This is a genomic window from Streptomyces sp. NPDC000880 (genome assembly GCF_053599675.1).
Window position 1 is genome coordinate 32,643 of record NZ_JBSFMS010000013.1, and the last position, 16,080, is coordinate 48,722.

General features: G+C 69.0%; 17 protein-coding genes and 1 pseudogene. 7 read left to right on the top strand and 11 right to left on the bottom strand.

Annotated features, from left to right (window positions below; translation table 11 throughout):
• Positions 1 to 68 precede the first annotated feature (68 nt).
• The 6 genes from ACWDO5_RS06735 to ACWDO5_RS06760 form a co-directional block, all read right to left on the bottom strand.
• A complete protein-coding gene (locus tag ACWDO5_RS06735; protein WP_450528988.1) occupies positions 69 to 524 on the bottom strand; it encodes an anthrone oxygenase family protein in 456 nt (151 codons plus the stop codon).
• 5 nt (positions 525 to 529) lie between these two features.
• Positions 530 to 910: a SchA/CurD-like domain-containing protein gene (locus ACWDO5_RS06740; protein WP_450528990.1), complete on the bottom strand. Its 381-nt coding sequence runs from the start codon at positions 908 to 910 to the stop codon at positions 530 to 532.
• Positions 910 to 1,665: an SDR family NAD(P)-dependent oxidoreductase gene (locus ACWDO5_RS06745; protein ID WP_450528991.1), complete on the bottom strand. Its 756-nt coding sequence runs from the start codon at positions 1,663 to 1,665 to the stop codon at positions 910 to 912. Before ACWDO5_RS06745 ends, ACWDO5_RS06740 begins: the two co-directional genes overlap by 1 nt.
• Positions 1,662 to 1,922, bottom strand: a complete 261-nt coding sequence (locus ACWDO5_RS06750; protein WP_450528993.1) for an acyl carrier protein — start codon at positions 1,920 to 1,922, stop codon at positions 1,662 to 1,664. Before ACWDO5_RS06750 ends, ACWDO5_RS06745 begins: the two co-directional genes overlap by 4 nt.
• A complete protein-coding gene (locus tag ACWDO5_RS06755; RefSeq protein ID WP_450528994.1) occupies positions 1,919 to 2,257 on the bottom strand; it encodes a TcmI family type II polyketide cyclase in 339 nt (112 codons plus the stop codon). Before ACWDO5_RS06755 ends, ACWDO5_RS06750 begins: the two co-directional genes overlap by 4 nt.
• Before the next feature lie 209 nt (positions 2,258 to 2,466).
• The gene (locus tag ACWDO5_RS06760; RefSeq protein ID WP_450528996.1) at positions 2,467 to 3,720 is read right to left on the bottom strand and encodes an aldehyde dehydrogenase family protein; all 1,254 of its coding nucleotides are present in this window, start codon (positions 3,718 to 3,720) and stop codon (positions 2,467 to 2,469) included.
• Positions 3,721 to 4,105: 385 nt separating this feature from the next.
• Here ACWDO5_RS06760 and ACWDO5_RS06765 point away from each other — a divergent pair, with 385 nt between their 5' ends.
• The 3 genes and pseudogenes from ACWDO5_RS06765 to ACWDO5_RS06775 all read left to right on the top strand — a co-directional run.
• Entirely contained in the window at positions 4,106 to 5,488 is a 1,383-nt protein-coding gene (locus ACWDO5_RS06765; RefSeq protein WP_450528998.1) for a hypothetical protein, read from the top strand.
• Between the two features lie 235 nt (positions 5,489 to 5,723).
• The gene (locus ACWDO5_RS06770) at positions 5,724 to 6,482 is read left to right on the top strand and encodes a sulfite exporter TauE/SafE family protein (RefSeq protein WP_450529000.1); all 759 of its coding nucleotides are present in this window, start codon (positions 5,724 to 5,726) and stop codon (positions 6,480 to 6,482) included.
• 127 nt (positions 6,483 to 6,609) lie between these two features.
• Positions 6,610 to 6,828, top strand: a pseudogene (locus ACWDO5_RS06775) (SDR family oxidoreductase); the annotation flags it as partial.
• A gap of 33 nt (positions 6,829 to 6,861) precedes the next feature.
• Here the strand turns inward: ACWDO5_RS06775 and ACWDO5_RS06780 are convergent.
• From ACWDO5_RS06780 to ACWDO5_RS06790, 3 genes are all read right to left on the bottom strand, one after another.
• Positions 6,862 to 7,722: an AfsR/SARP family transcriptional regulator gene (locus tag ACWDO5_RS06780; RefSeq protein ID WP_450529002.1), complete on the bottom strand. Its 861-nt coding sequence runs from the start codon at positions 7,720 to 7,722 to the stop codon at positions 6,862 to 6,864.
• Between the two features lie 29 nt (positions 7,723 to 7,751).
• Positions 7,752 to 8,513: a thioesterase II family protein gene (locus ACWDO5_RS06785; protein WP_450529004.1), complete on the bottom strand. Its 762-nt coding sequence runs from the start codon at positions 8,511 to 8,513 to the stop codon at positions 7,752 to 7,754.
• Positions 8,514 to 8,628: 115 nt separating this feature from the next.
• Complete coding sequence (locus ACWDO5_RS06790) at positions 8,629 to 9,450, bottom strand: AfsR/SARP family transcriptional regulator (RefSeq protein WP_450529080.1); 822 nt, start codon at positions 9,448 to 9,450, stop codon at positions 8,629 to 8,631.
• A gap of 292 nt (positions 9,451 to 9,742) precedes the next feature.
• Here ACWDO5_RS06790 and ACWDO5_RS06795 point away from each other — a divergent pair, with 292 nt between their 5' ends.
• The 3 genes from ACWDO5_RS06795 to ACWDO5_RS06805 all read left to right on the top strand — a co-directional run bounded on the left by ACWDO5_RS06795 (position 9,743) and on the right by ACWDO5_RS06805 (position 13,714).
• The gene (locus ACWDO5_RS06795; RefSeq protein ID WP_450529005.1) at positions 9,743 to 10,102 is read left to right on the top strand and encodes a hypothetical protein; all 360 of its coding nucleotides are present in this window, start codon (positions 9,743 to 9,745) and stop codon (positions 10,100 to 10,102) included.
• Between the two features lie 7 nt (positions 10,103 to 10,109).
• Entirely contained in the window at positions 10,110 to 12,362 is a 2,253-nt protein-coding gene (locus tag ACWDO5_RS06800) for a TOMM precursor leader peptide-binding protein (RefSeq protein ID WP_450529007.1), read from the top strand.
• A gap of 158 nt (positions 12,363 to 12,520) precedes the next feature.
• Positions 12,521 to 13,714, top strand: a complete 1,194-nt coding sequence (locus ACWDO5_RS06805) for a sensor histidine kinase (protein ID WP_450529009.1) — start codon at positions 12,521 to 12,523, stop codon at positions 13,712 to 13,714.
• A 56-nt stretch (positions 13,715 to 13,770) separates the two neighbouring features.
• Here the strand turns inward: ACWDO5_RS06805 and ACWDO5_RS06810 are convergent, their stop codons facing one another.
• Positions 13,771 to 14,376 carry a response regulator transcription factor gene (locus tag ACWDO5_RS06810; RefSeq protein WP_450529010.1) on the bottom strand — a complete coding sequence of 202 codons (606 nt, stop codon included), beginning with the start codon at positions 14,374 to 14,376 and terminating at the stop codon, positions 13,771 to 13,773.
• Positions 14,377 to 14,501: 125 nt separating this feature from the next.
• Between ACWDO5_RS06810 and ACWDO5_RS06815 the strand changes: the two genes are divergently transcribed.
• Complete coding sequence (locus ACWDO5_RS06815; RefSeq protein ID WP_450529012.1) at positions 14,502 to 15,704, top strand: cytochrome P450; 1,203 nt, start codon at positions 14,502 to 14,504, stop codon at positions 15,702 to 15,704.
• A gap of 12 nt (positions 15,705 to 15,716) precedes the next feature.
• Here ACWDO5_RS06815 and ACWDO5_RS06820 read toward each other — a convergent pair whose 3' ends face one another.
• Positions 15,717 to 16,058, bottom strand: a complete 342-nt coding sequence (locus tag ACWDO5_RS06820) for a DUF4260 family protein (protein ID WP_450529014.1) — start codon at positions 16,056 to 16,058, stop codon at positions 15,717 to 15,719.
• Between the last annotated feature and the right edge of the window lie 22 nt (positions 16,059 to 16,080).

The following is a 16,080-nucleotide window of genomic DNA, read 5'->3' on the forward strand; positions in this document are numbered from 1 at the left end:
AGTCCCGCGTCTCCCGGCAAGGCGCCAGGGGTGGCCACCCGCCACTCCCCGGCGCCTTGCCGGCCGTTTCACAAGACGGTGACCGCCGCGGCGTTGACCGCCAGCGCCAGCACCGCCAGCAGGGTACGCAGCAGGTGCCAGCGCCGCCACAGGGGCCGCGGGTCCTCCCAGTCGGCGGGCAGTTCGTCGGGGTTCTCGACGGACTTGACCCGGCGGTTGATCGGCACATTGCACAGATGGGACACTCCGGACACACCCAGCAGCAGCACCGCGGCGACGCCGAACAGCGCTTGGGCCGCGCCGTCGTCCGCGATGCCGGCAAGGACCGCGGCGAGCAGCGTGGAGGTGAGGACGACGACCGGCATGGTCGGGTCCCAGTTGCGGCCCAGCAGTTTGTGCGCGTAGACGTAGGTGCCCGTCTCCATGGCGAAGAGCGCGGGAAGCACGCTCAGCGCGACGGCGAAAAGCACCCCCGCGGTGACACCGCTGCCGAGGAGAACCGCTATCCCCAGCACCTCGGTCATGGCGCTCAGGCCTGTGCCGGGTGGGAGTCGACGGTGAGCTGGGCGATGGACCGCATCGTGGCGCTCTGGAAATACGCCGCGAAACCGGCCGGCGAGGAGGTGTCCCGCTCCTCGGCCAGATACGGCTGGAGCTTCTCCTCCAGGATGTGCACGCCCTTCTGGGTGGCCATGTGCCGGCCGACGGCGGCGAAGTCGCCCTCGTAGTGGATGACGCGCACCATCACGTCGTCCTTGATGAACACCCCGGTGCCGAGCAGGCGTCCGGCGGCCGAGCCGTCGTCGCCCTTGAAGTCGGGGGTGTCAACCCGGGTGAACTTGGCGAATATCGCCGCGATCTCGTCCTCGTGGCCGGGCTTGACCCGGTAGGTGATCGCTGCGTACGGCATCAGATTCCTCCATCGACGGTGATCGTGGCACCGGTGACATAGCGGGAGGCGTCCCCCGCCAGGAAGAGCACCGTCCCGGCCACCTCCTCGGGCCGGCCGAGCCGGCCCAGGGCGGTCATCGCGGCGATCCGCTCCCGCAGTTGCGGCGGCAGATCCCCGCTGGTCTCGCTCTCCGTGACGCCCGGGGCCACGGTGTTGACGCGGATGCCGCGCGGCCCGAGCTCCTTGCACAGCGCCCGTCCGAATCCGACGAGGGCTGCCTTGGAGGCGGTGTAGTGGGCGCTGAACGGCCGGCCGCGCAGAGCGGCCGACGAGCCGATGTTGATGACCGACGCGCCCTCGGAGAGCAGGTCGAGCACGCCCTGGGTGACCAGGTACGCCGAGGTGACGTTGTGGTCGAACAACCGCTGCCACTCCGCCGCTTCGAGATCGCCGAACTTCGCGTGGCCGTCGATGCCGACGTTGTTCACCAGCACCTCGAGCCCGCCGAGCCGGTCCCGGCAGGCTTCGGCGAGCGTCTTTGCCCCGCTCGCGGTGGTGACGTCGGCGCGCACGGTCAGATGAACGGCGCCGAACTCGTCCAGTTCCCGCGCGAGCGATTCAGCGGCCTTGCCGTCCTTGCTGTATCCCGCCACCACCTGGGCCCCGGCACGGGCGAAGGCCAGAGCCGCCGCCCGTCCGATGCCCCGGGTGCCGCCGGTGATGAGCACGCGCTTGCCGGCGAGACCCGAGGCGAAGGCATCTTCCGTGCTCATGCCGCCTCGGTGAGGTTGGCATTGATCATCTTGAGCAGGATGCGCGGGGTCTCGGCCTCCACGACCGCGTCGTCAGAGAGCTCGACCCCTCGCTCGCGCTTGATGACTCCGGTCACCTGCAGCAGCGCGAGGGAGTCGTAACCGAGCTCGATGAAGGGCACGTCCAGCACCGCGTCGCTGTCGAGGTCGACGCCCTCGGACTCGCCGGCGCATTCACGGAGCTTCTCGGCAAGCTCCAGCAGAGTGAACTCGCTCACTGGGTCCGACCCCCCTCTTTGGTCCAGATGTAGAAGGACTGCGCCATCGCGTCCTTGGGCTCCTGCCAGTTCGGGTCGTACGGCGAAACGCACTCGGCGAGCCGGGTGTTGATGTCGTCGTAGAGCGGGTGGCTGCGGGCCTGGTACAGCCGCGGGCTGATGTCCTCGTCGGCCTCGACAAGATGGAAATAGAGATCGTGGAAGGTGAACAGCGACCGCCTCGTCACACCGATCATGTGGGGCAGCTCGCTCGAGTCCGACTCCTCGAAGATCTTGGCGATGTCGCCGGCCTTGCCCGGCTCCATCCGAGCCACTATGAGCGTCCGGTGTGCCACCGTCGGCCTCCTTCGTGGAATGTACTGGGAAGCCCTGCGGTTGGCGGGCTTGTCACAACCGTGACAGGCAGCGCTGGAGCGCCGCTCGATCCACCGTCCAACTTGCGTCCCGGCGACAGGAATTCTTCGAGGTCGACGAGCGCAAGCGCTCGACGCCCGGGCTGCGCCACGCCACATCGTCGCGGAGCGGCAGCGTCCGGTCGCGACGCTCACCGCAGCGGCCCGGTGATGACCGACTGCCGCAGCCCGGCCTCCGCGGACAGCAGCAGCGGCCGGCCGATCAGCCGCCCGTCGCGCCGGATGCTGCTGGCGTGCACGCCGTATCCGCCAAAGGGCTGGTTGCCGTCCTCGGCGTCCAGCGTGGTGGCGTTGCGGCAGATGACGCCGGTGCCCAGGGTCTCCCCGGTCAGTCGCGGCTCGCCCAGCGCGGAGACGTACATGCCCCGCTCCAGCTCCACGGGGCTGCGCGCCCACTCGCGGAGCATCTCCGTGTCCTCGTACGGCACGATGCAGAAGACCGGCGAGAGGAGCTCCGGCGGATGAAAGTCCACGCCCTCCGGGAACACCAGCAATGAGGGCTCGACCAGCATCCGCTCCGGGTCCGCCTCCCCGCCGCTGACCACATGGTCGGCGTTCCGGACCAGGAACTCCGCCGCGCCCTCCACGGCGTCTTCGCAGGCCAGCGGGGTCAGCACGGTATCGGGCCAGGTGCGCGCTCCGACGGTGAGGACGGACAGTTCGGCGCGCAGCTGCTCCACGATCGCGTCGAGCCGCAGCCGGTGGACGAAGATGACGTCCGGGCACCGGCAGTCCTGGCCGGAGTTGTACAGCCGGGCGCGCAGGATGGCCCGGCAGGCGGCGCCCGGGTCGGTGCGGGGGCCGATGACAAGGGGGTTGGGTCCCGAGCCCATGACGAGGAACAGCGGCCGGTCGCCTACGGATTTCATCACGTCATGGGCATTGGCGGGTTGACCCGTGAAGACCACCGCGTCGGACGCCGAGCAGATCGGCTTGAACTGCCGCTGGGAGACGTCGACCATCCTGATCCGCCGGGCGAGTTCCGGGTCGAGGCGGGAAGTGATCAGCTTGTGCACGGCGTACGCGGTGTCCCGGGTGCGGGCAGGGGGGCGGATTACCACCTCGTCGCAGTAGAGCCCGGGAATCAGACCGAACAGCGCGTACGAGTACAGGATGTTGTTCGGCGGCAGGAACACCGAGAGCAGGGAAAGCTGGGGCGGGCAGTTGCGCGCCAGTTCCCAGGGCGCACCGGTCAACGCCCCTACGGATCGCAGGAGTTCATCACGGGCGCTGCTGTAGGTGGCGACCCGCGTCAGCAGGGACAACAGCTCGTCGCGGCAGCTCAGCAGGGCGGATGCCGTCCTCATCGCCTTCTCGTGCGCGGCTTCGAGGTTGGGCCAGGTACGGATGAACGACTCCAGAACTGGCATGGACGGATGACTCATCGAGCTGTCTCCTCGCGGCACAGGGATGTCGGCTGGGGGCCGACGCAACCAGTGACAGCCGAAAGTCTCCAGCAGTTCTCGAGGCCGTCCGGCTGTTCTTGCTGCCGCCACTTGCATTATCTTTTTTCGTAACTCGGCTCGGTACATGGAAGGTTGACGGAGTCAGCAGCCGAACGAATGCATTTCCAGCAGACATTGAAGAGAATCCGGGGGCAGGGAATTCCCTTCAATGAAATACAAGCCCACTCAACCCCGACTCGAAGACTCCTGGAGTGCCGGCCGTCCGGCGCCCCCTTCGTGAGGACCTCCATGTCCAAAGAACTGCTCGAATCCACTGTCCGCGGCGAACTCGGCCGCTGAGCCGCACCCCTTCGGGAGGCCGATCATGACCAGCACCGTTCCTGCCTCGTCCGGCACCGTGCACCCTTGGTTCCACGAGGAGGGACGGCCGCAGCCGTCGGACCTGAGGCGGCTGTCGGGCGCCGAGACGCACGAGCTGCTGCGCCGCGAGACGGCCGGGCTGAGCGTCTCGCTCCCGGGACCCGTCCTTCCCGCGCAGCCGTTCGTCCTGCCCCGCAGCTCCTACGACGAGCTGTTCGAGGTCAGCCGAGTGCTGCTGTCGCTGGTACGCCGTGCCGTCCTGGCTCAGGGCGGCAGCTGGCCGGCCCGCGCCGAGGCACTCGGCGCCGACCCCGACGACTACCCCCTGCTGTCGGGCCAGGACAACACTGAGACCGAGTACTGCGCGATGATGGCCCGCCCGGACATCGTCATCGGCGAACGGGGCCCCCAGCTGCTCGAGTTCAATGTCAGCGGGACCTTCAGCGGGCCCAATGAAACCCACGCACTCGCCGCGGTCTGGCAGCGGACCCACCAGGACGACGACAGGCCGCCATTCACGGGGTCCGACCCGCTCGTGGCCCGGGTCCAGGCCTATGAGGACGTCTGTGCCCGGCGGAATCTGCCGAGGGCTGTCGCCGTCGTCGGCAGCCTGGGCGATCTGCTCGAAGACTCCGGCATCGGCTTCCACCAACTCACGCTCGACCAGTTCCGGCGTCGCGGCTTCACCGCGGACTTCTTCGAACCGCACCAGCTCCCCGACGCGCTCGGACGCCCGGGGTCCCTGCGCTATCCGCTCGGTCTGCGCGACTTCGCCCTGCCCGACTGGCGGGAGCGCGGCATCGGCATTGGCCCCGTCCATCAGTCACAGCGCTCGGGTTTCCTCCTGCTGCCACCGCAGAGCAGCGGTCTGCTCGCCAACAAGAAGGCACTTGCCCTGGTCTCCGAAAGGCGCCCCTGGATGACGCGCGCCGAACGCCGAACGGTCGAGCGGCACCTGCCCTGGACCCGTATGACCATCCCCGGCCGCACCGACTGGCAGGGGGGCGAACACGACCTGCCCGCACTGCTCTTCCGCGAGCGTGACCGCTTCGTCCTGAAGGCCGCCATGAGCCAGATGGGACGCGAGGTTCTCATCGGCCGCCACACCGGACAGCAGGCCTGGGAAGAGGCCGTCACCGGCGCTTTCGAGGCGGGCGACAGCATCGTGCAGGAGTATGTCGAGCCGCTCTCCTGCCTGCTGGAGCTGACCGACGGCAGGTCCACCTGGACCGCGCCGGTCTCGCCCGTACTCAGCCCCATGCTCTTCAACGGCAGGGCCGGCGGCTGCTGGGCCCGGTTCCTGCCGGACGGCGTCGCCGGCTGCGAGGGAGAAATCAGCGTCGGTGAGTACAACGCCGCCGAGAACGCCGTCCTCACCTGGGCCTGAAATGCGGGAATCACGGGAGGAGGGACCACTTCTCCGGCCGACTTTGCCCGCAGAGGTCGTGTGCGGATGTGCTCCTGTGGTCGTTCGGCCGGGACCTCCGGGCCCCGCGTCCGCCGCGGTCGTGACGCCCGGTGTTGCTTTCTGCCAGGCGACGTGAGGCAAGTCACCTGCCTTGGGCGGCGGTTGGATCGTGATCGTGCCCGCTCCGCGGGTAAAGGGCTGTGCGGGATCACTCATGAACAGCACCCGCGAGGAGCCGTCTGTGGCAAGTGGCTGGGCCGCCGACCTCTTGCTGGGCGGCATCGTCTTGTTGGGCGCGTCGGTGCAGCGGCTGGCGGGGATCGGGTTCGCGCTCGTCGCGGTGCCTGCTCTGGTGCTGCTTCTCGGCCCGGCCGAGGGTGTGGTGCTGGCGAACTTCGGGGCCGGTGCCATCAGTGCGGTCGGATTCGTCGGCAGCTGGCGGGAGGTCCGCCTGGCCACGATGGTGCCGTTGGTTGCCGGGGCCGCCTGCACTGTGCCGGCCGGGGCCTGGGTGGCCGCCCGGTTGTCCGAGCCGACACTGCTGGTCGGCACGGGGGTGCTGGTGAGCGCGGCCGTGCTGCTGGTGATGCGAGGCTGTCGGGTGCCCGCTCTGGGTGGCGCCAAAGGAGCGCTGGCCGCCGGTGCGGCGAGCGGGTTCATGAACTCATCGGCCGGAGTGGGTGGCCCGGCGGTCTCTTTGTATGCGGTGAATGCGGGCTGGACGGTACGGGAGTTCGTGCCGAACGCACAGTTCTATGGGGTCGTGGTGAACGGGTTCTCCGTTGCGGCCAAGGGCATGCCGCAGCTCACTGCGCCGGTCTGGTTGCTGGTCGCGGCCGGGATCGCGGCAGGCGCTGTGATCGGGAAGGCGCTTGCGGAGCGGGTGCCGGAGAGCCGGGCGCGGCCGATGGTGCTGCTGCTTTCGCTGGTCGGCGGGCTCACCACGCTGGGCAAGGGACTGTGGGACCTGTGACCCTTGACCAGGACGGACCATGGGGTAACGGCTATGAGGAACGGGCTGTCGGCGGGCCGGCGAATCCTGGTGACAGGCGTGCTCAACGACTACTCGCCGGCCCTTCCACACCGCCGCGCTCGCCCAGGCCGAGGTGGCCACAGGCGTCACCGTCAATCCGGTGGCGGCGGGGCCGGCCCGCACCCTCGCCGGCCCGGGCATTCCCGGAGCCGAGTCGTCCGACGCGCTGTGGGCGCAGCGCGCCCCGCTCGGCCGGGACTCCACCGACCCAAAACCGCCTGCCCGGGCCTGTGTCGCGCTGTTCTTCGGCTGGTTCCCCCGCACCACCGGGGTGATCGTGCATGTGGACGGCGGCTTCCAGGCCATCGGGCGTGAGCGTTCAGCGCGCCCGCAGGGCGCGCTCGACACCCGCTCCCACTCCCGCGCCCGCTCCCACCCGCACCGGCTCCGACTGGATCTCCAGTTCGAGCGAGGATTCCAGCATCGCGCGCTGCAGATGCTGGAGCCGGGGCGACGGGTCGAGCCCCAGCTCCTGGGAGAGCACCGAACGCAGCCGCTGGTACACCTCGAGGGCGTTGCCGCGCCGGCCGGAGCGGTAGAGCGCGAGCATCAACTGCCCCTGGGTGTCCTCGTGCATCGGATGCTGTGCGGCGAGACCCGAGAGCTCGCCCACCAGTTCATGGTGGCGGCCGAGCCGCAGATCCGCCTCGATGCGCTGGTTGAGGATGCTCAGGCGCGACTCCTCGAGCCGGGTTGCCTCGATCTCCAGCAGCGCCCCGCACTGTACGTCGACGAGTGCGGGGCCGCGCCACAGGGCGAGCGCCCTGCGGAAGGAGTCGGACGCCACCGAGCAGTTGCCGCTCTCCAGGGCGCGATGGCCGGTCCCGGCGAGCCGTTCGTACTCACTGACGTCGACCACACCGCCCTGGGTGTCGAGCAGATAGCCGCCCGACTCGGTGACAAGGATGCTCTTGGCGCCGTTCGGCAGCTCGGGTCTGCGGGACCCGCCAATGGAGGCGGCGATCAGATTGCGCAGCTGAAGTATGTAGGTCTGCAAGGTGGTCTGGACGCTACGCGGCGGTGCTTCGCCCCACAGCTCCTCCACCAGCGAGCCCACTGAGACCACTTGGTCGGGGTGCATGGCGAGCAGGGCAAGGACCTTGCGCGGTTTGACTGCAGTGGGGACAACGGAAACCCCCGACTGGACGACCCGGCAGGGCCCCAGCACTCTGATGTCCATATCCGCTACTCCCTTCGAGGCGTTCAGGCTCAGGTGATCGGATGAGGTGTGGCAAGACGGCGCAGCTCTGTCGCGAGCAAGGTGGGCAGGTGCGCGTCACGTACGAAGAAGTGGCCGCCGGGAACGGTCCGAAGATCGAAGCCGGCGCTGGTGTAGCGGCTCCATTCGGCGACCGCCTGGGCGGTCGCGACGTTGTCCTCGGCGCCCGCGTACGCATACAGGGGGCTGGACAGCCGCTCGCCGGCTCCGTCCCGCAGACTGCGGGCGAGCTGGAGGTCGTCGCGCATGGTGGAGAGCAGGATGCTCAGCCACTTGGGCCGCTCGAAGAGGTACGGCGGCAGGGTGCCGTACCGCGCGAGCGCGGCCAGCAGTCTGTCGTCGGGCAGATCCGGCTGCTCGACGAGCGGCGTGGGCAGATGGGGCGCGGCGCAGGCGCCGACACCGACCAGGAGCGGCGGCCGGTGCCCACCGCGGGCGCGCCGCAGCGCGAACCGGTAGGCGACCAGCGCGCCGAGGCTGTGCCCGTAGAAAGCGTGCGGTACATCGAGCAACGGGCCCAGGTGTGTGTCGAGTTCACCGAGCAGCTGCTCGGAGTCGACGATGCGCGGCTCCCGCAGTCTGGTCTCGCGGCCCGGCAGCCGCACCGGAAGCACCTGCACATCGGCGGCGAAACGGGCCCGCCAGCGGGCGAAGGTCAGCGCTCCGGCGCCCGCGTGATGAAAGCAGAACAGCCGGAGCGCCGGCTCGGGTAGCCCAATAATTCTGGGCGACACCGCGAGATAGTGGTTCACGCCGCCTCCTCACACCGCACCGGTTCTCGACTACGCGGCCCCGATACTCACGACCGCCACTGGAAGGCCGCTTGATCGGAGGTGGAGTGAGATGGAGCGGTTGTACGGTGCCGCGTCAGCCGGTCAGCCGGCCGTTACTGCCCAGGCGCCCGGGACCACTCCACGCATCCATGGCTTCCTCACCTCGGAGGATTGCCTGGTGAAGCCGCTGTGTACGGGGAGAAGGCTCAAGGCCCAACTCCTCGACCAGGGTTTCACGAAGGCGCTTGTAGGCGATCAGCGCATCGGATGACCGGCCGTCCGCGCAGTAGGCCAGCATCTGCAGCGCCCGCAGACTCTCGTGGAGCGGGTGCCGTTCGCACAACGCGCACAGCTCGCCGAGCACTTCGCGGTGCCGGCCGAGCCGCAGGTCGGCGCCGATGCGCCGCTCCAGCGCCCCGAGCCGGCACTCCTTCAGCCGGGTCACCTCGATGCCGAGGTGGCGTCCATGGGGTACGTCGGCCAGTGCGGGCCCGCGCCACAGCTCCAGGGCCGCGGTCAGATTGCGCGATGCCGCGGCCATGTCGCCGACCTCGTAGGCGGTGTGGCCGGTGCCGGTGAGCCGGTCGAACTCCAGGGCGTCGACATCGGCGGGGTCCGCGTCGAGCAGATAGCCGCCGTGCCGTGTCACCAGCACGTTCTTGTCGCAGACGCCTGTTGCCCCGGGGATCGCGGAGCGCAGTCTGCGCCGCAGCTGAAGGATGTACGTCTGCAGCGTCGTCGGCGCACTGCGCGGCGGTCCCGCGCCCCAGAGCTCCTCCATGAGGACCGGGACGGGCACGATGTGCTGCGCGTTGAGGGCAAGAAGGGCGAAGATCTGCCGTGGTTTGGAGGCACTGGGGAGCACGGAGACTCCCGCGGCCTCGCCGCGCAGAGTTCCCAGTACTTCGACGCGCATGGTGCGCCCCCTGTCAGGCATGGCCTTTTCCTTACCCCGTCGGACAGCCGCGCTGTGGCGAAAGCTGTTTCCTGGAGAGTCCCATGCAGCGCAGGGGCGGGAATAGTGACCAGGTCACAAGCCGTGCATGGAGATCACGTAGTTGGGGCCTATGAGATGTTCACATCCAGGGAGATGACGTGTCCACTGTTGGATTCCAGTTGCCCGACAGCACACTGCTCTCGTATGCGCAGCCGAACATCCGCACGGGAAACAAACGACCCGGCACCGTTCACATCACGATGGGAGCACCATGATGTCTGGTTACGCGTCCAGCGAAACCGCAGCTCAAGAGGCCCGCACAGGCTCCGTGGAACACGACTGGCGTTTCGCCGAACTCGTCGCCCGCAGCTACATACAGCCTGAGCTCGCCCTGCGGTACGCGCTGGAGCCGCGCAATGTTCTCGCCGAATTCGGCATTCCGACCACGCCGGAAAGCTCCATACCCGCGCTGCCGGCTGATGCCGACACGGAAGTGACGATCATCAACCTCAGTTTCTCCGGAGAGATCGACCCCGCGTTCGCAGTTCCCGTGACACCTCAGCCCTGCATCTGCTCCACCTTCGCACCCGAGCCGGACCGACAGGGCGCCGTCGGCACCCTGCACATGTGAGGGACACATGGATTCCCTGTGGCCACGGATCGGGTTCAGGAGACACCTCACGACCGCCGTCGTACCTGGCGAGGGGACCTATGTGGTCTCCGAACAGGGTGTCACCGCGATCGAGGGCGAGGCCGTAGCGGCCCTCGCTCCTCTGCTGGACGGCAGCAGGGACCTGTCCGCACTTGTGCGGGACACCCAGGGACTGCTGTCGCCGACCGAACTCGGCAGTCTCCTGGGGAAGCTGACGCAGGCGAACCTGGTCACCGGGTACGCAGCGCCGCCTCAGGCCGACTCGGCTGACCTGGACGCCACGGCGTTCTGGGAAGCCGCCGGCCTTGAGGCGACGCATGCGGGAAGGGCTCTGACCGAGGGCCGGGTCCGGTTGCTGGACCTGGGCGCCATCGGCGGGCCCGCCGCCCGGGACGCCTTCTGCACCGCCGGGGTCGCGTTGAGCGGCCCCGGCGGCGGTGAGCTGACGGTCGTCCTGTGCGACGACTATCTCCTGCCTCAGCTGCGGGACATCGACGAGGAACAGCGCAAGAGCGGACGTCCGTGGCTGCTGGCCAAACCACACGGCGTCGAACCGTGGATCGGGCCGGTGTTCCAGCCGGGCGAGGGGGCCTGCTGGAGCTGTATGGCACACCGGCTGAGCCACCACCGCCAGCCGGAGCAGCACCTCGGGGACGCACTCGGCCTGGCTTCGCCGCCGGCGCCGCCGCGTGCGACCATCGCCGCGAGCCGCTCACTGGCACTCCAGGCGATAGCCGTGGAGGCGGCCAAGTGGATTGCCGGATACCGCGACAAGAGCCAGTCGGCCATACGAGTTCTGGACACTCTTCAGCTCAGTATCCGGGCACACCCGGTCGGAAAGCGCCCGCAGTGTCCTGAATGCGGGGACCCACAGCTGGTCGGGGACCGGGTGCAGCAGCCCATCACCCTCACTTCGCGGCCCAAGAAGACCCTCACCGGAAACGGTCACCGGGCCCTGACGGCCGAGCAGGTCCTTGAACGCTACGAGCACCTGGTCGGCAGGGTCACCGGGGTCGTCAGCTCGCTGCAGCGCGCGCCCGGCGGCCCCGACTTCCTCAACTCGTATCACTCGGGCGCCAATCCGGCACTGACCCGCGGCAGCCTCGCGGCGTTCCGCTCCGGGCTGCGCAGTCAGAGCGGCGGCAAGGGGGTCACCGCGCTGGATGCCAAGGTCGGTGCGCTCTGCGAGGCCGTTGAACGGTACTCCGCGACGCTGCACGGCGATGAACCCCGGATCCGCGCCAGTCTCACGGAACTGGGCGACGAGGCGGTCCACCCCAATGAATGCCAGCTGTACCACGAGCGTCAGTTCGCGGGCCGTCTGCAGTGGAACGCCGTACAGCCGCCCTTCCAGTACATCTGCGACCCGTTCGACGAGAACGTACCAATCGACTGGACCCCGGTCTGGTCTCTCACCCACGGCAGACAGCGGCTGCTGCCGACCGGGATGCTCTACTTTGCCCCGGCGCCCCCGCGGGGCCCGTGCTTCACAGTGGCCGATTCCAACGGCAACGCGGCGGGCAGCAGTCTCGAAGACGCCATCCTGCAGGGCTTCTTCGAACTCGTCGAGCGGGATGCGGTCGCCCTGTGGTGGTACAACCGCACCCCTCAGCCCGCGGTCGACCTGGAGTCCTTCCCGGACCCGTGGATCGATGAGATGCACGCCCAGTACGCCTCGCTCAACCGGGAGTTCTGGGTTCTCGATCTCACATCCGACCTGGGTATTCCGGCGATGGCCGCGCTCTCGCGCCGTACCGACAAGCCGGCCGAGGACATCATGTTCGGCTTCGGCTGCCACTTCGATCCCGGCATCGCGCTACGGCGTGCTCTCACCGAGCTCAACCAGCTGCTGCCCGCCGTACTGCAGACGCCTTCCGACGACCCCGAACTACTCGACTGGTGCACTCGCCGCACCCTCGCCAACCAGCCCTATCTGGGCTCTGACCGGAGCGTCCCCGCGAAGCGCCGCACCGACTACGGCTACACGCTGCGCGCGGACCTCCTCGACGACATCCGGGCCGCGGAGCAACTGCTGCGCGCGCACGGCTTGGAAATGCTGGTCCTCGACCAGACGCGGCCCGATCTCGGACTCCCGGCGGTGAAGGTGCTGGTGCCCGGATTACGCCACTTCTGGGCGCGGTTCGGCCGCGGTCGGCTCTACGACGTACCCGTGCGTCTTGGCCGGAGGACCACCCCGATCACGTTTGAGCAACTCAACCCGATCCCGCTGTTTGTCTAGTAATAACAGTCCCGTCCCCGCGGTGCTCGCCTAAGATCGAGGCACGCTTGGCGGCAACGGGGGGTCACATGTTTGACGTGAATCGAACCCAGGAGAGACAGCACTCGCACCGTCCGGACCACCGCGATCCGGCCATGCCTCGGCGTGGTGGAAACGACATGGGTCTGGCTCCCAAGATCGCCCAGGGCATCCTGCTGGTCGCTCTGGGCAGCGTGCTGGCCGCTGCGACCCTGCATCTGCTCACGGTGCAGCAGAGTCTGGCCGAACTCCTCGTGGGCGCGGCGGCTCTGATCGGGATGTTCGCCTGCCAGGTGGTCCTCTCGGCACCCAGACGGGTGCGGCTGGGCCGCAGACAGCAGTACTGGATCCTGGCCATCCAGGTAACACTGAGCTACCCCCCGATCCTGCTGATGGGCACCGCATGGGTGGGCATCACCGGCTTTCTCGCGGGATCGCTGCTGCTGGTCCTGCGGTCACCCGGGTCATGGGTGACCGCAGGGCTCACCGTCGTCAGCACCATGAGCCTGACCACTGCCTGGTCCGGCAAGACCTACCTCGACGTCGCCTATATCGGCATCTCCACCGTCATGGTCGCGAGTCTTGTCTACGGACTGACCGCGCTCTCCGAGATGGTGCTCAAATTACGCAGCGCGCAAGAGGAGATCGCCCGGCTCGCCGTGGAACAGGAGCGGCTGCGGTTCGCCCGCGATCTGCACGATCTGCTGGGATACAGCCTCTCGGCGATCACCCTGCGCAGTGAGCTGACACTGCGGCTGGTCGACCAGCATCCGGCGAGGGCCCGTGAAGAGCTCTCGACGGTGCTCGAGATCTCCCGGCAGGCGCTCGCCGACACCCGGCAGGTCGCCCGCAGCTACCGGGACATGTCCTTCCCCGCCGAACTCGCGTCGGCGCGCTCGGTGTTCTGCGCCGCCGGCATCGACATCGAGGTCGACTGCACACTGGTGGACCTGCCCGACCAGGTGGGCACGGTCCTGGCGACCGTGCTGCGGGAAGGGATCACCAACATCCTGCGGCACAGCAGCGTGCGGCACTGCCGTATCGAGGCTCGCAGCACGGGCGACGGGTCGGTGCAACTGCATGTGCGCAACGACGGGGTTGACGCCCACTTCGGCGAGCCGTCGTCGTACGACGGAAGCGGCATCGGAAATCTCTCCGCCCGCGTCACCGCGATCGGCGGCGCACTGACCGCCTGCGTATGGGAGGACGGCTGCTTCCATCTGGTGGCGAAGGTGCCGCTGGAGTTCGGGACGAGCGGTCGGGTGCCCCGGCCTCGGCGGCTGGTGGACCAGCCGGTCAGGAAGTCCGACGACGGCACGCGCAGCGCCGTCTGAATGCCTCTGCGCCCGCATGCTCCGCACCGGAATCCTTGATCCGGGGGGCGGCGGTATCAGAGCCAGCCCTGCTCCCTCGCGATTCGGATCGCGTCGACGCGGTTGCGCGCGCCCAGTTTGGTGACGACCGTCGTCAGATAGTTCCGTACGGTCCCGACGGTCAGGTACAGCCGTCCCGCTATGTCGGGGGCCTCCGCCCCGTCCGCGGCCATCCGCAGCACCTCGGTCTCCCTGGCGGTGAGTGGATTGTTCCTGGCCGTCCACGCGTCGAGAGCCAGCTGCGGGTCGATCACCCGCTCCCCCACCGCCACCCGTCTTATCGCGTCGGCGAGTTGGCTCGGCGGTGCGTCCTTGAGGATGAACCCGGACACCTGGGCCTCCAGCGCCCGGCGCAGATTGCCCGGGCGGCCGAGGCCGGTCAGCATCAGGGTGCGGCAGGACGGATGCCTCGCGTGCACCTCGGCGGCGGCGGAAAGGCCGTCCATGCCAGGCAGATCGATGTCGAGCACCGCCACATGCGGGTCGTGCGCCATCACGGCGGGCACGATGTCCCGCCCCGTACCGACCGCCGCCACGATCTGGATGTCGGCCTCGAGGTTGAGCAGAGCAACCAGTGCCCCCCGAACCATGTGCATGTCCTCGGCAAGGACCACTCTGATCATGTCCGATGGTTCACGCAGCACTCGGCCTCCCCCAGCCCGCCGTCAGCGAAGGCGAGGATACATCTCCGAGTCGAACTGAACACCAGCTCGAGCACATCCCGAGTACCAGGTCGGACGGTGTGGTCATGCCTCAGGACTCCGTGGTGCGCAGCTATCCGCCCCCTCGCCGCTCGGCGACCGACATCCCCGAGGAGTACGCCCGGCTGCGCAGTGACACTCCGGCGGCAGACGTCGTGATGCCCAGCGGTGACGGAGCGTATCTGTTCAGCCGGTACGACGATGTACGCACCGTGCTCTCCGACGTCCGGTGCAGCAGAGCGGCCACCACGCTTCCCGAGTCGCCCAGGCTCACGGCCGTTCCGTTCGACGCGGGCGGGCTGTTCACCATGGACCCGCCCGAGCACACCCGGCTGCGCTCCCTGGTGTCGAGTGCCTTTACGGCGCGCCGGGTTGACCTGATGCGGCCGCGCATCCAGGAGCTGGCGGACGGACTGCTGGAGCGGATGGCGGAGCATGGCGGCGGTCCCGTCGACTTCAACGAGGCGTTCGCCTTTCCGTATCCCGTCGCAGTGATCTGCGAGCTGCTGGGTGTGCCCTTCGCCGACCGGGAGCTGTTCAGGGGCTGGTCGGACGCGATCCTGTCACTCAGCGCGCACACGCCCGAGCAGATGCTGGAGCGCAAGCTGGCGCTCGTCGGCTATCTGCAGCAGCTTCTCGCCGAGAAGCGGCAGCGGCCGGGAGACGATCTGCTCAGCGCGCTCGTGGGGATCCGGGACGAGGAAGGGCCGCTGACTGAGCACGAGCTGATCACCATGGCGATGACGCTGCTGATCGCCGGGCACGAGACGACGGTCGGGGTGCTGGGCACCTCCGTGTTCACGCTGCTGCGGCACCGCGGCGGCATGGGCCTGGTGCCCGCGGCTCCCGCCGCGCTGGCCACGCTCGTGGAGGAGTTGCTGCGGATCAACCCCATCGGGGACGGCGGTCCGCTCCGGGTCACCACCGCCGACATCGAGGTGGCGGGCACGACGGTGCCGGCCGGCAGCGCGGTCATCGGGGCGATCTGCTCCGCCAACCGGGACGAGAGCCGGTTCCCCGACGCGGACCGCTTCGAGCCCGCCCGCCGGGGCGCCCCGCATCTGGCCTTCGGGCACGGCCCGCACTACTGCCTGGGCGCGCCTCTTGCCCGGGCCGAGCTGCAGATCGCGCTGTCCGCGCTGGCCCGCCGGTTCCCGGATCTGCGTCTCGCCGTGCCGGTGGACGAGGTCCGGATGCACACCGGGCTGCTCGTCAACCGGCTGGAGTCGCTGCCGGTGAACTGGGACTGAGGCTACGGAAGTTCAGTACCGCAGCCCGTTGGGCCTGCGCGGCCCGTATCCGAAGGCCCGGTCGACGGCGATGTGCCCGAGCCAGCCGAGGCCTGCGACGGCCGTGCGCCGGCTGCGGGTGACGGCCGCGAGGGTGAGCAAGGCGGCGGGTACGGCGGGCGAGTGCAGGATGTTGTAGGGGCGTACGGCGTAGCCCGGCAGGCGCTCGAAGTCCGGGGCGGCCTCGATGCCGTACAGCAGGGCGATGTCGGGGAGCACCGCGGTCGTCCACAGCACCCGGCTGCGGGCCCCGCCGACCCGCGCGCCGGCGACCAGCGCGGCCACCCCGACCGCGCCGCTGAGGGCGCGCCCCACGGGGTCGTGGTAGGTCCACCCG

Coding starts and splice junctions, on each gene's coding strand:
- ACWDO5_RS06735 (WP_450528988.1), bottom strand. CDS start 524: ATGACCGAGGTGCTGGGGATAGCGGTTCTCCTCGGCAGCGGTGTCACC.
- ACWDO5_RS06740 (WP_450528990.1), bottom strand. CDS start 910: ATGCCGTACGCAGCGATCACCTACCGGGTCAAGCCCGGCCACGAGGAC.
- ACWDO5_RS06745 (WP_450528991.1), bottom strand. CDS start 1,665: ATGAGCACGGAAGATGCCTTCGCCTCGGGTCTCGCCGGCAAGCGCGTG.
- ACWDO5_RS06760 (WP_450528996.1), bottom strand. CDS start 3,720: ATGAGTCATCCGTCCATGCCAGTTCTGGAGTCGTTCATCCGTACCTGG.
- ACWDO5_RS06765 (WP_450528998.1), top strand. CDS start 4,106: ATGACCAGCACCGTTCCTGCCTCGTCCGGCACCGTGCACCCTTGGTTC.
- ACWDO5_RS06770 (WP_450529000.1), top strand. CDS start 5,724: ATGAACAGCACCCGCGAGGAGCCGTCTGTGGCAAGTGGCTGGGCCGCC.
- ACWDO5_RS06780 (WP_450529002.1), bottom strand. CDS start 7,722: ATGGACATCAGAGTGCTGGGGCCCTGCCGGGTCGTCCAGTCGGGGGTT.
- ACWDO5_RS06790 (WP_450529080.1), bottom strand. CDS start 9,450: ATGCGCGTCGAAGTACTGGGAACTCTGCGCGGCGAGGCCGCGGGAGTC.
- ACWDO5_RS06795 (WP_450529005.1), top strand. CDS start 9,743: ATGATGTCTGGTTACGCGTCCAGCGAAACCGCAGCTCAAGAGGCCCGC.
- ACWDO5_RS06800 (WP_450529007.1), top strand. CDS start 10,110: ATGGATTCCCTGTGGCCACGGATCGGGTTCAGGAGACACCTCACGACC.
- ACWDO5_RS06805 (WP_450529009.1), top strand. CDS start 12,521: ATGGGTCTGGCTCCCAAGATCGCCCAGGGCATCCTGCTGGTCGCTCTG.
- ACWDO5_RS06810 (WP_450529010.1), bottom strand. CDS start 14,376: ATGATCAGAGTGGTCCTTGCCGAGGACATGCACATGGTTCGGGGGGCA.
- ACWDO5_RS06815 (WP_450529012.1), top strand. CDS start 14,502: ATGCCTCAGGACTCCGTGGTGCGCAGCTATCCGCCCCCTCGCCGCTCG.